The sequence below is a fragment of the Pedobacter sp. Leaf250 genome (assembly GCF_920984735.1).
Classification (GTDB): Bacteria; Bacteroidota; Bacteroidia; order Sphingobacteriales; family Sphingobacteriaceae; genus Pedobacter.
On sequence record NZ_CAKLBU010000028.1, the window covers coordinates 41,676 to 55,197 of the forward strand.

9 protein-coding genes are annotated in these 13,522 nt (G+C 33.4%); all 9 read left to right on the plus strand.

All coding sequences use genetic code 11. From position 1 onward, the window contains the following. Nucleotides 1-2 precede the first annotated feature (2 nt). The 9 genes from LUA91_RS19110 to LUA91_RS19150 all read left to right on the plus strand — a co-directional run bounded on the left by LUA91_RS19110 (nucleotide 3) and on the right by LUA91_RS19150 (nucleotide 13,249). Nucleotides 3-4,487, plus strand: a complete 4,485-nt coding sequence (locus LUA91_RS19110) for a DNA methyltransferase (protein WP_231427712.1) — start codon at nucleotides 3-5, stop codon at nucleotides 4,485-4,487. Continuing rightward, nucleotides 4,484-4,879 carry a hypothetical protein gene (locus LUA91_RS19115; RefSeq protein ID WP_231427713.1) on the plus strand — a complete coding sequence of 132 codons (396 nt, stop codon included), beginning with the start codon at nucleotides 4,484-4,486 and terminating at the stop codon, nucleotides 4,877-4,879. The genes LUA91_RS19110 and LUA91_RS19115 overlap by 4 nt, the downstream gene beginning before the upstream one ends. 8 nt (nucleotides 4,880-4,887) lie before the next feature. After that, the gene (locus tag LUA91_RS19120) at nucleotides 4,888-5,211 is read left to right on the plus strand and encodes a hypothetical protein (protein WP_231427714.1); all 324 of its coding nucleotides are present in this window, start codon (nucleotides 4,888-4,890) and stop codon (nucleotides 5,209-5,211) included. A gap of 54 nt (nucleotides 5,212-5,265) precedes the next feature. Beyond that, on the plus strand, nucleotides 5,266-6,498 hold the full coding sequence (locus LUA91_RS19125) for a DUF6361 family protein (RefSeq protein ID WP_231427715.1): 1,233 nt from the start codon (nucleotides 5,266-5,268) through the stop codon (nucleotides 6,496-6,498). Further along, complete coding sequence (locus tag LUA91_RS19130) at nucleotides 6,491-8,272, plus strand: phospholipase D family protein (protein WP_231427716.1); 1,782 nt, start codon at nucleotides 6,491-6,493, stop codon at nucleotides 8,270-8,272. The genes LUA91_RS19125 and LUA91_RS19130 overlap by 8 nt, the downstream gene beginning before the upstream one ends. After that, the gene (locus LUA91_RS19135; protein ID WP_231427717.1) at nucleotides 8,265-11,516 is read left to right on the plus strand and encodes a DEAD/DEAH box helicase family protein; all 3,252 of its coding nucleotides are present in this window, start codon (nucleotides 8,265-8,267) and stop codon (nucleotides 11,514-11,516) included. Before LUA91_RS19130 ends, LUA91_RS19135 begins: the two co-directional genes overlap by 8 nt. A gap of 301 nt (nucleotides 11,517-11,817) precedes the next feature. Next, nucleotides 11,818-12,585 carry a hypothetical protein gene (locus tag LUA91_RS19140; RefSeq protein ID WP_231427718.1) on the plus strand — a complete coding sequence of 256 codons (768 nt, stop codon included), beginning with the start codon at nucleotides 11,818-11,820 and terminating at the stop codon, nucleotides 12,583-12,585. A 92-nt stretch (nucleotides 12,586-12,677) separates the two neighbouring features. Further along, nucleotides 12,678-12,947, plus strand: coding sequence for a helix-turn-helix domain-containing protein (locus LUA91_RS19145; protein ID WP_231427719.1), 270 nt, complete (start codon nucleotides 12,678-12,680; stop codon nucleotides 12,945-12,947). Continuing rightward, the gene (locus LUA91_RS19150) at nucleotides 12,947-13,249 is read left to right on the plus strand and encodes a hypothetical protein (RefSeq protein WP_231427720.1); all 303 of its coding nucleotides are present in this window, start codon (nucleotides 12,947-12,949) and stop codon (nucleotides 13,247-13,249) included. The genes LUA91_RS19145 and LUA91_RS19150 overlap by 1 nt, the downstream gene beginning before the upstream one ends. Nucleotides 13,250-13,522: the final 273 nt, after the last annotated feature.

A 13,522-nucleotide genomic window follows, 5' to 3' on the forward strand; every position in this document is an offset into this window, starting at 1 on the left:
CCATGAACTACAGTGCAATTTCTATACAGGGAAATATATTTACTAGCGAAATTCTTGAGAAAATACGCCAGGAAGATACTAGATTTCAAGGGGCTAAAGATTTCAATCTAAATCAGGGCGATTCCGTTCGTGATGAAATCAATATTGCTTGGAGTTTAGCCACCAGCCATTGGAATGCTTTCAAGCAAAAAAGAGAATCACTTTCATTAACTGATACCGGAACTACCGAAACTCGTAGATATTGGATTTTACCTTTGCTTCAAATCTTAGGATACGATGTCAGTCAGTCAAATGCAGAAATAATAAATGATAAATCTTATGCAGTAAGCCATAGAGCAAACAATAAAGATGGCTTTCCAATTCACGTTGTTGGTATTCAACAAAGCTTAGACAAAAAAGCTGATATTGGTGGAGCACGTTTATCACCCCATGCGCTTATACAGGAATATTTAAACAATACAGAGCATTTGTATGGTTTTGCAACCAATGGTGCTATGTTAAGGGTTTTACGTGATGCTACCCGTTTGAGCCGATTGAGTTATGTTGAATTCAATTTAGAGCAAATGATGGAAGAGGGCTTGTATGTAGAGTTCGCTTTATTATACAGAACCTTGCATAGTTCTAGAATTGCAAACAAAAAAGAGGAAAATGCCGAGAGTTTCATAGAATGGTACCATCAAGAAGCCTTATCATCAGGTTCTAGAATTAGAGAACGGTTGAGCCAAGCAGTTGAACAATCTATTTTATTATTGGCAAATGGAATTTTAGAAAACTCAAACAACGAATCCTTACGTCAACAAATTGATGAAAATAAAATAACTCCACACCAATACTATTTACATGTACTTCGTTCTGTTTATAGAATATTGTTTTTATTAGTAATTGAAGAACGCAAACTCATTTTTCCTGAAAAAAGAGATGACGAACTCAACAGAAAAAGGAATGTTTATTACAAGTTTTACAGCATACAGCGATTAACCTATTTGGTAGAAAAGAAAGTATATATAGACCCAAGAAAAACTGATTTATGGCAGTCTTTACTTACTACTTTTCATTTATTTGAATATTCAGATCAAGGAGCTAAACTTGGTATATCAGCTTTGGGCTCTGGTTTATTTGCACCAAATGCTTTAGGTGGTTTACAAGACCAGTTGGTTAATAACGAAACTTTGTTGAAAGTTTTACGCTATTTAGTGACTTTCGAAAACGAAAATAGGCAATTGGTTCGTGTCAATTATGCCGATTTAGATGTTGAGGAATTTGGCTCCATCTATGAGGGTTTATTAGAATATGCTCCTGCTATTACCAATTATCAATTCAATTTTGTAAAAGGAGATGAACGTTCATCTAGCGGTTCTCACTATACTCCAGAAGAGTTGGTAAAACCACTAATCGTACATTCATTAGATTATCTAATTGCCGATAAACTTAAAGAAGTTGATCCAGAAGCTGGTTTGTTATCATTAAATATTTGTGATGTTGCATGTGGTAGCGGTCACATTTTATTGTCAGCAGCACGTCGTGTCGGGTTTGAATTAGCTAAATACCGTTCCAAGGAAGACCAACCTACACCATCTGTCTTGCGAATTGCAATTCGTGATGTGATAAAAAGCTGCATTTATGGGGTCGATTTAAATCCTTTAGCAGTAGAATTATGTAAAGTAGCTCTATGGCTCGAAGCACACGAGCCGGGGCAACCCATGAATTTTTTAGATCATCATATCAAGTGTGGTAATGCTATTGTTGGTTTGGCTCATTTTGAGGAACTTGAAAATGGTATTGCAAGCGAAGCTTTTAAAGCCTTACCAGGTGATGAAAAAGAAATAGCGACCGCATTTAAAAAGCGTAACGATTTTGAACGTAAAATTAAAAATCAGTTAATTACTTACAATGTAGAGCAAATAGATGACAGCTTACGTGGTTTTCAAAAATCATTTCAAGAATTTACTAGTTTGCCAGAAAATTCACCAGAACAAATTTGGGCAAAGGAAGTAGCTTATAACACACTAACCAACGGTAAAAAGTGGAGGAGATTGAAACAGCTGGCTGATTTACAGGTTGCTCAATTCTTTATTCCAAAAACGGATGTCAACAAGGTTAAATTAACAACCCAAAGCCAATATATAGATTACCTTAAAAATGGTTCTCAAATAATTGATCGCGGTGCTGCCATGGCAGTTAGTGAACAAAAACGCTTTTTTCATTGGTTTTTAGAGTTTCCACAAGTTTTTCAAAACGGAGGGTTTGATTGTATTTTGGGAAATCCGCCTTTTTTGGGTGGAAAAAAAATCAGTGGTGCTTATGGGGATCAATATTTGAATTTTATAAAATCCTATTTTGAACCATCAAACGGTGGACTTGATTTAGTGGTATATTTTTTTAGACGAATTTATCAAATAGTAAAAAAAACTGGTTTCCAGTCTTTAATTTCTACAAATACTATTTGTCAAGGTGATTCTAGAATTGGGGGCTTAGATTATATTGTTGCTAATAATGGATCAATTAATTTCGCAATTAAATCTATGAAATGGCCTGGATTGGCAGCAGTAGATATATCACTTTTAACCATATATAAGGGAGAATGGGGGGCTAATTTTAATCTCAACAACAAGAAAGTCCAAAAAATAAACTCAAATTTAGATGACTCTGAAACGAGTTATAATCCATTTCCCTTATCTAAAAATATTAATAAGGGTTTTATAGGAAGTTATGTTCTTGGTAGCGGTTTTATTTTATCAGAAGCAGAAGCAGCCGAAATCATTTCAAAAGATCCTAAATCAAAAGAAGTAATTCAGAAATTTTTAAATGCGGATGATATAAACACGGATATATATCAAAGGCCAAGCCGATACATTATAAATTTCTTCGATTGGAATGAAAAATATAGCTCTGAAAATTATCCCTTTTGCTTTAAAATAATTGAAGAACGGGTAAAACCTGAGCGAATAATTTCACCTGATAAAGGCTATAGCGAAAGATGGTGGCAATATGGAAGGAGAGCAGTTGATTTATATAGAACAATAAGTCCTTTAAATAGGTTTTTGGTTGTTCCATTGACAACAAAATATTTATCTTTTTCTTTTGTTGATCAAGAAATGGTTATTTCCCATGCAGCAGGTGCTGTTGCATTTGATAACTATGCTAATTTTTCTATAATTAGTAATACATTTCACGAACAGTGGGCTTGGTTATTAAGTTCAACAATGGGGGGGAATACTTTAAGATATACTCCCAGCTCAGCTTTGTCAACGTTCCCCTTTCCTGAAGGTCTAAATTCAGAAAGTATATCTAAACTTGAAAGTATTGGAGAACACTACCATGAGTACCGTAGACAGTTGATGATTGGATTCCAATTTGGTCTGACTAAAACGTATAATCTTTTTCATTGTAGATCCATTAAATCAACTTATGTTGATGCAAAAGACAAACAAGTAGTTGCCTTGCAAAATCACTTAGAAAAAGTGACTGATTCAATTTCTTTTGAAGGGGCTATTCAAGGCATTATCAGATTACGTGAATTACACCAAGAAATGGATGAAACAGTTTTAGGAGCATATCTTTGGCAAGATATTGACTTGCGCCATGATTTTTATGAAGTTGATTACTTACCGGAAAATGATCGTGTCCGTTACACAATTCACCCAGAAGCTCGAAAAGAGGTGTTAAAACGATTACTCCAGCTCAACCATAAAATTCACAAAGAGGAAGTCAACGCTGGGTTGTGGGAGAAGAAGAAGCCGGTCAAGAAAGAGAAGAAAGCTGAAACAAAAGGTATTAGAATAGAACACAAGAAAATAAATCAAGTATCGTTATTCGATATTGAACAAAGTTTAGGTATGAAAGAATTTAGTTTGAATGAAGGGATTTATTCAGTTATTGATGCCGCTAATATCATCAAACAACCTGTGGATAAGATACGTAGATGGTTCAAAAAATTATCTGAAGTAGATTATGAAGGTTTAGATGGTACAGCTAAAACCGATATTGAAAAGCGTAGAATAAGTTTCCACGGATTAATTGAATTAGTTGTTATTGGTACACTATTAGAGAATGGCTCAAAAATTAGTGATGTAATTACAGCAAGAAAAAACTTAAAGGACATAACTTCTAAAGAATACCCCTTTGCAACTAACAATGTTAGAGATAATCTTAAAAAATCAGGTTCAAGTATAATTTTTCGAACATCACATGGAGATGTTACATTGGATGGAACAAGTCAATTTAATTTAGACTTCATATATCTTTTCTTCGATGAAATAGTTTTCGAAAATGATATAGCTGTTCGAATTATGCCGGCAAAAGGCAATGGACAAATCATTATCGATCCTAAGCTTGCGAGTGGTAAGCCCTCATTCATTAATCATTCAGACTTAGAGGTTGAAATGATTTTGGGCTTTTATGAAGATGAATCTTCAATAGATGAGCTTATGGAAAACTACAATTTGACTAAAAAGGAAATAGAATCTGCTTTAAGTTATGCATCATGAGTAATTTAAAGATATACATTCATCCAAACTTTTCACCGAAAATTACCGCTATTCTTTATGAAATGCATCAATTACAAAAGGTAAAAAACATAGAAATAATCAAATGGCAGGGTCTCGATGAAGATAAAATTGATCTCAACTCTTCAATTTTCTTAATGACTGATAAACAATCTAAGGGGTTGTCAGTAAGCACGTTGAAACATCACGAAAGTGGTTATAGAATAGTGGCTTGTAAATTGCCTAAAGATAAATATGATATGTTTGAGTTAGGGATGTCAGTTTTAAGAGTGTGGCCTTATATAATTGAGAGGTCAATAACTAATCAGAAGAAGTTTCTTTACACTTTTAATTATGGTGGCAAAAGATTAAATAACTTAAAATCCAAAAATTAACAATTGCAATGAATTTAAATCACATCTTAAAATCAATTAAAGAGTGCCATAACGGTGAACTAAATTTCAATAACAGAGAAGATCTAAACTGTTTTTTATATGAAAATACATGGTATCCGTTGAGAGCAGTAATTAATAATGCATCGGCTCTTGCTCAAGATGGTGTAGAATATACCAAAGACAAGGCGTTAGTTAAGCTTTTGGAATTCTTTCCATATGTTAAAATAAAGCAAATCAATATTCAAGAAAATATTTTGCCAAAGTTAAGTGATTCAGAAAAGCTCGAAGAAATAGCTGTTTTATCTAATATGATTAATAAGCTTACACATTAGAGAAGAATATAGCAGAAGTAATGGTAACTCGTTCTTTAACTTAAAGATTAAATTATGGCTACGGGATTAGGGTGGATAGATTTTTCTAGAGAGCATAGAGATAGAGTTTTCTCGGTTATAGATATGCTTGGTGAACCAGGTACTGTTGACGAACTTGGAATTGGTGTAATTAGAGACGCTCTTGCAGATTGTTTATTTCCTGGAGTTTCAACAATTCAAACACGACCAAAATACTTTATAATAATATCTAATATTATTTTAGCATACGTGAGGGAGCACCAAAAGGGTTCAGTAGTTTCTACTTTAGCTAAATGGTTAAATGAGAAAGAGAATGACGTAATGCACAGTTTAGCAAAGCATTACAACTATAAAGAAAATAACGGTGTCATAGGGATAAATGTGGCAAAAAATAATGGAGAATTAGCGAGGAAAGCTTCCTCTGTATATTGGAACGGTTTAAGAACCCATGGTATTATTGAAACTAATTATTCTCTTGCTGAATATTTGAATAGAAATGATTTATCGGAAATTTCTAAAACACTTTATCGAGAACATCAATCTGATGATAAAGATACGGGTTCTGAATATGATTTGTTTAACCTGAAAATACCCTCATTTTCATTACTTGAACAGGGTGATTTAACTATGGATTTATCTATAGAAGAAGCCAGCTTTTTAAAAGACCAACTTAAAACTGACTTGAGGGAGAAAAAGCAAATAGATAATTTATTGAAATATATTCTTTCATTCGACGAATTAGCCGATTTAACAATAGCCACAACAAGTTTTAAAGATTTAGGTGAAATTTTATTAAATAGGGAAGAACTCCCACTAAAAACAAAGTCATTTCTAAATTTAGCTTTGAATTTTGATTTTATTATTCATGGCGCTCATATTAGATATAACATAATGTTACACCAACGAGCTGGCGAAACTGATTTTACAACTATATGGGATGAATGGTTAGCTGAATTGTCGATTAGAAAAGCTAAAATAGCAACATTTGATATTGATTTTTTATTTAATGAAATAGCAACTAGGACAAAAATAAGCACACGCAGATTTATTTATAATTGGTATAACGAAATAATGCAGACGTCTATTTCTGAGGAAAGATTAGATAAACTAGTATACAATCAAGAATTAACAAATAAAGGTTCTAAATCAAAATTAAATTCTAAGTCTGAAGAATTTTCTGGATGGATTGGAATACAAGAACTAAGCTATCGTTTTGTGCAAGCAAAAAGATTGGTTGAAGACATCACAAATGGCTTAAAAAATGCTTGATTTTAAAAAAAACAGACTAACATATTCCGATTTACTCTCACCACCTGAAGGATATGAATTAACCAAAGCAATTGGTACAAGCTATTCGTTAGATCTTTATGCGCTTTTGGCCATTCCTGTTGCAATGTTTTATGCGAAATCATTAGAGGGAAATTTTACTCAAAATCGTTATGATGTTCTCGATGCAATAAGAATGAGTAATGAAAAGGTGACATTATTTTGTCAACGAGGAAAGATTCATGCTCCAGATTCATACAGTAGTTTGCTAGCTTTTGTAGAAGAATGTATTGTAGAAGTTTTACCACCACATTTTGCGGCATCATTTCATCCCAAAATATGGGTGCTCCGATTTGAAAAAAAGAAAAATGTTGTTTACAGACTTGCTGTACTAAGCAGAAACCTAACATTTGATCGGTCTTGGGATATCTCATATTTCACAGAAGGTAAACCGCAAGAAAATGAAACTAAAAATGGTAAAAAACTGGCTTCCTATTTAACATATTTACATGATTATGCTGGGAAACAAAAGGATATTAAGTTTCTTAGGGAATTAACAAAAGTTGATTTTGAGTTGCCTGTAAACTTCCTATCTACTGATTTGTATCCTATTGTTGGATTTAATAATGAATCCGCTAATTATCCTAATCCATTAACTTTAGCACATTATGATGAGTTACTTATCATTTCTCCATTTTTAGATGCGAAGACTATAAACTTATTAAAAGCCAATAACAAGAAGATTGTTTTATTCTCTCGAAAAGATGAGCTAGACAAAATAGAAGAAGATGTATTAAAGAATGATGAAGTTTATTATTTCAACAAGGACATTAGAGATGGCGAATTTAAGATAGATTCTGAAGACAAATTATGTTTTTATCAAGACTTACACGCAAAAATTTTTATTGGAAAAAGAGGTAGATTAACTGATTGGTTTATTGGTTCGGCTAACTGTTCGCAACCAGCACTTGATAGGAATGTGGAGTTTTTAATAAAAAATAGCTCCAAGTCTTCAAAAGTTGATTTCCAATCGATAAAAGAGCAACTAACAAATAAGGAAAGTCAAGTATTTTTCCCTTATCAGTATGTCATGCAAGAATTAGATATTGAAAAAGAAAATCTTGAAAAAGAACTACGGAAACTCAATCACGAAATCAGCAAGACACATTTTAAAGGAGTTGTTAGTGAACGAGAAAATCAGCTAACTTTTGATCTAAGCATTGTGGTTGACCTTTCTAAGATTCAGTCCAATCCGAAACTTAAGATAAAGATTTCACTTTTACATAGAACTGAATCTGGCGATGAACTTACCTTATCCGAGATAAATACTGTTTTATTTCAAAATATAGCATTAACTCAATTATCAAAATTTGTTATTGTCGAAATTTTGATTGAAGATAAATGTGAAAATAAACTGGTTGTTAAAGTTCATTTTGAAGACTTTCCCAATGAACGGGATAATGTCATTTTTAATCAATTGATAAATAGTAAACATTCTTTTTATCAATACTTGCAATTTCTTTTAAGTCCAGATGAATTTGAAGGTCTAATAAATATGGATCAAAATGAAATTCATGGAAATGCTAATTCGAACTTGAATAATAAGAATGGACTTGACTTTCCAATATATGAATATCTAATGAAAGCAGCTTCGAGAAGCCCTAGAAAGTTAAAAGAAATTAATCAAATTATGAATAGGATGGAAAAGCTAAATAGTGAGATTTTAGCCGATTTTAAGCCTATTTGGGAAGTTTTTAAAGAATTTGCAAATGATTGATTCTATAAATCAGCAAGTTATTGAGATTGAGAATACGTTGAAGGATTTTCAAGCAGCAACTGTCAATTACGTTATTAATCAATTTTTTGAAAAGGACAGAAAAAAGATTCTTGTTGCTGATGAGGTGGGTCTGGGTAAAACTATAATTGCGAAAGGTGTCTTGCTAAAAGCCCTGCAAAGAAATTATGTTCCTAATAAACCATATAACGTAATTTACATTTGCTCAAATCAAGTTCTCGCTCATCAAAACATTAAAAAGCTTAATCCATTTAAAGAAAATGCAAATCCTGTTAATAGATTAATTTTTTTAGCTTTCGAACCCATACCAAGCAGTCAACCCCTTAGCTTAAGTACGCTCACTCCCTCAACATCGTTTCAAATTACAAATAGTGTAGGCGTTAAAGAAGAAAGGGCAATCATATTTCAGCTGCTTTTTAACTTTACTTTCTTCAAGAATAGAGAATCTGTGTTAAGGGGATTATTTAAAGGTAATAATCAGATCTCAGAAGCAAATTGGAACTACTTATTAGATACTTATAAACCTAAGTTAAGATTGGGACTTTCTGCAAAGTTTAAGTCGCATCTCCAACATATTAAATTTTCATTTAATCGTTTTCCATTAACTTATAGTTATTTAAATACAAGTTCAGATTTAAATTTGTGGGAAGCAATTCGCAGACTTTGCGATAAACTTCATCAAAACGAAGACAATAACTCCCTTAGATTTTCATATGAAATTGTACGAGCACTTCGATATGAATTAACCCAGGTCTGCGTTTCTTTTCTTGATGCTGATTTATTTATTTTAGATGAATTTCAAAGATTTAAAACTTTATTAGACGGAGATGATGAATCAGAAGCATCAGAAATCGCAAAGGCTGTTTTAAGAGATAGCGATACCAGAGTTCTACTATTGTCCGCAACTCCCTTTAAGCCTTTCACTACTAAGCTTGAGGAAATGAAAGGAGAAGCACACTTTGATGAATTTAGGAAGCTTATTGTTTATTTAGGCGGGGAAAATGGCAATAAATTATGGGAAGATATTAGAAGGGATCAGGAAGCTTTTTTTGAACTTCTTAGATTTCCAAAAACAGCAATTGAAAATATTGATGCAGCAGTCACCACTAAAAATAGTTTGCAGAAGCGATTAAAAAATTTAATAAGTCGCAATGAGAGAATGAGTGTGTCATTGGAACATGATAACATGATATCGATGAATACGTTCAACAAAATGACTGTCATTAAAGATGATATAAATAACTTTATTGCGGTTGATCAAATAACCGAAACATTAAAAGAGTTATCATTAAGAAAATCAAAGATGTTCGGCTCAACAATTGAATTTTCCAAATCAACTCCATATCCGTTATCTTATTTAAGAGGATATAAACTTCATGAATCTTTACAGGAGTTTAAAGAAAATAACACCCTTAAAAATGTCATTAAAAAGCATAAAGAATCGTTTATTGATTTTAATAAAATTAAGCAATACAAACCAGTAGGTTTGTCAAATGACAACCCAACTTACCCAAATGGCAAACTACGGATGCTTGCTGAAGAATGTTTTGAAGATAATGGCCATCTCTTATTATGGGTGCCACCTTCTAAGCCGTATTATAAACAATTTGGATCATTCAAAAACAGTACTAACTTTTCTAAAATTTTAGTTTTTTCGGGTTGGGTTATGGTTCCTAGAGCAATTTCAACGCTAATTTCATATGAAGCAGAGAGACGAACTATCGGAAAGGAAGATTTTAGTAAAAATCAAGAGCAACATAAAAGGTCCTATTTTTCCAAAGAGGGGAAACGTCATCCTAGGCCTTTAATTACCTTTCCTTCTAAAGAGGATTCATTACACATGACCAATGTTTGTTTAACTTATCCTTCTTGGACTTTAAATAAATGGATTTTAGAAAGAAATCCATTTGATGAGCAGGATGTTGAATATTCAAATGTAAAACTAAAGGCTGCTGAAAAGATTCGTTATGAATTAGAAAAATTAAATATTGAAGATAAATTTTCAAAAGACACTAAGCATGATGTGAGGTGGTATTGGATTTTACCTGCATTACTTGATCATTTAAATAATAATGATACGTTAGTTGCTTTGCTTGTTAAAACAGAATCAGGTGGCAAATTGAAGCATTACCAAACTTTGAATGATACAATTTGTAAAGCTTTAGAAGGAACACTTGATGATTTAGGTTTGTTTCCAATGGATATCTATGATGTTCTGGCCGATATAACACTTGCTTCGCCGGCTTCAACAGCATTGAGGGCCCTGACTAAAATTTTTGATGATTCCTTGGAGACATCATTATCTCACGGGGCATACAATATTGCAGAGGGATTTATAAGCTTATTTAATAAGCCTGAGTCTATTGCTGTAGTTAGGCTTTCGGTAGACGATCAATTTTATTGGAAACAAATTCTTGAATATTCTGCTTCAGGTAATATTCAATCGCTATTGGATGAATATATCTATTTACTTAAAGAATGTGAAGGTAAAAATACCATAGAAGAAATTTCGGATGGCATAGCAATGGTTCTCAAAATAAAAAGTACAAGTATTAAAGTTGATGATAAGAATACTTTTTTCACTGGTGAGTCAAAAGAGATGCGATGTCATTTTGCAATTAGTTATGGAGATCAAAAAATTTCTACTGAAAGTGGTAGTGACAGAATGGTTAATGTTAGGGAAGTATTCAATTCACCTTTCCGCCCTTTTGTGTTAACATCTACTTCTGTAGGACAAGAGGGGTTAGATTTTCATTATTACTGCAGAAAAATATTTCATTGGAATTTACCACACAATCCAGTTGATTTAGAGCAAAGGGAGGGTAGGATAAATAGATATAAGGCTTTTGTTATACGGAAAAACTTAGCTGAAATGACAAAGCATTCTACCCTAAATAATCAGAAGAAAAATATTTGGGCTGAAATCTTTAAAAATGCAGTTAATGATATTAAGAAACCTGGAGATTCTGATCTAATTCCATTCTGGTATTTAAACGAAGCTAATATAAAAATTGAACGTTTCGTTCCAATTCATGAGTTAAGTAAAGATCAATCCAAATTTAATTCATTAAAAGAATCTTTGGCATTGTATAGACTTACCTTTGGACAACCAAGACAAGAAGAACTTTTAGACGCAATGAAGAATTCTGGGCTTTCATCCGAAGAAATTAATATTTTAAGGAGTTCATTGATGTTAAATTTAAGCCAATTAGAAACAAAAATCTAGAGGTTATTGCATCTAGTGGATAATATTATATTTTTGCTCACCATGAGAAAAACACATAACATACTATTAGCATTGCGATTGTGTCTGGAGCGTAGTAGTTGCAAGCCAGAATGTTGTGCATTGTGATTAAAAAAAGCAATTTCTAAAGGTTGAATTTTGTAGTTATGAATGGTTAGACTATCAAGTACAGATTTGAACATTTAATTGAAAATATTTATTAATTTCCTGAGCCACATAGGTTGAGCATTTATTTGTTTCTGAATCTAAATATTATTTCAGGATAGTAAAAATTTAGCAAGTTATGAAAGCCAGTTTCTTCAAACCCCGCAAATCCTTTTCATTTTCGCCACATCCTTTCGACATAGGAAATATTATTGGACTTTGGCATAGCCACGATGATAACCACTTTCTATTAAAAATCTATAGTCTGGATGAAGATAGATTTGCTGATTTCTATTCCTATCATCTGCAATATGTGTTAGAAAAAAAAATAGCTAAAAAAGAGGACTTTTTTAAGCACGTCTGGCAAACTGTCGAGAATAGGGTCAGGCATTTTGAGATGCAGGACCCATTTTCAAGGCAACATGCATTGCATAAAAGTAATATTCAAAAGCTTCAGGCTTTTCATAGATATCTTGATAGTATTGATGAGTGGAATGCCCGACCATCTCATTTGCTTATTGCAGAAAAAGATTCGGTTATACGAAGACAGCTATCAGAAATTGAATCCCTCAAGCTAAAACTGTCAGAGTTGACCGTGTTCGAAGTTACTCAGAAGGTGTGGGTTGACGAGGGATATCTTCCTACTTTAATTGATCTGGTCTTGCAGCTGAAGGAACTGGAACTGGATTCCGGGAGAAAGCTATTGAAGAGTGATCATAAGATTCCTTATGCCAAAATGATCAGCAGGTATTTTTCCCATGCTGGAAAGAATATATCAATTGAAACACTTAGAAATTATTTTGTGAACAAGAAAGGGGATGTTCCGGTTAAGGGAACCACGGTTCCAGCTGATCGCCGCCTTTTCAGAATTGTCAGGGCGGATCAAGATTTCGGATCAGTTGTTTAACAGTTAAATATGACCAGGCCGGTTCAGTGGTCATGGTTTTTGACACCTAGAGTTACACTTTTGCTTCGTATAATTTAAATATGGAGGTGAAAATGCAAATTGAAATTTTAACTTGGGAAGATCTTCAAAGGTTCAGAAAGGAACTGATTGAGGATATTAATGCAATCGTCAAACCGGGTGATTTGAAAACTGGTGGCGATTGGTTGCGAAGCGCGGAGGTGAGGAAACTCTTGAAAATCTCACCGGGGACTTTACAGAATCTGCGGATCAATGGGGCTTTGCCCTTTCAAAAGATTGGCAGTATTATGTATTATGCGCATTCGGATATAGTGAAGTTGCTGGATAAAATCGGGAGGGGGTGATGGAGACAATAGGACTGTTAACCGATTATCTGAGCGTCGCTCGTGGAAGGACCGATTTTCACCAGTCGCACCAGAACCTTTATTCGGCAATATTAATTTGTTTTGGAAAAGCTTTATTTCAAAATCCTTTCCGGATCAGCCGACGGGAACTGATGGCTTTTTCTGCCATTCGCTCTTATGCGACATACCATAAATGCCTGAAAGGACTGGTGGAGGCCGGGCTGATTGACTATCGTCCTTCGTTCCACCCGAAATTAGCCAGCAATATAATGGTGTTCAAAAAAGCAGAAAGATTGACATGACCTGAAGTCCATAGGAACAGCGGTAGATCTTGATAGAAGTCTTGAGCGGATTAGCTTGTTACTTAATAAGCTACTTATCAAGTGATTCTGTTGGCTTGTGGATACATGAAGTTTTGTATCTAATCATCTGGTTTCAAAGCTCAATTGTGTGTATAACGGCATTGATGGGCCAAGGATTTCGGAGCATAGCGGGCCAGTCATTTCGGGAATCAACGGGCCACTTTCCTTTTACAATTATAAATGATTTTTTTTAAGTACTCAATTGTTTATTTT

Excerpts from the sequence above, each read along its gene's own strand:
- LUA91_RS19115 (WP_231427713.1), top strand. The coding sequence starts at position 4,484 with ATGAGTAATTTAAAGATATACATTCATCCAAACTTTTCACCGAAAATT.
- LUA91_RS19120 (WP_231427714.1), top strand. The coding sequence starts at position 4,888 with ATGAATTTAAATCACATCTTAAAATCAATTAAAGAGTGCCATAACGGT.
- LUA91_RS19150 (WP_231427720.1), top strand. The coding sequence starts at position 12,947 with ATGGAGACAATAGGACTGTTAACCGATTATCTGAGCGTCGCTCGTGGA.
- LUA91_RS19145 (WP_231427719.1), top strand. The coding sequence starts at position 12,678 with ATGCAAATTGAAATTTTAACTTGGGAAGATCTTCAAAGGTTCAGAAAG.
- LUA91_RS19110 (WP_231427712.1), top strand. The coding sequence starts at position 3 with ATGAACTACAGTGCAATTTCTATACAGGGAAATATATTTACTAGCGAA.
- LUA91_RS19135 (WP_231427717.1), top strand. The coding sequence starts at position 8,265 with ATGATTGATTCTATAAATCAGCAAGTTATTGAGATTGAGAATACGTTG.
- LUA91_RS19140 (WP_231427718.1), top strand. The coding sequence starts at position 11,818 with ATGAAAGCCAGTTTCTTCAAACCCCGCAAATCCTTTTCATTTTCGCCA.
- LUA91_RS19125 (WP_231427715.1), top strand. The coding sequence starts at position 5,266 with ATGGCTACGGGATTAGGGTGGATAGATTTTTCTAGAGAGCATAGAGAT.
- LUA91_RS19130 (WP_231427716.1), top strand. The coding sequence starts at position 6,491 with ATGCTTGATTTTAAAAAAAACAGACTAACATATTCCGATTTACTCTCA.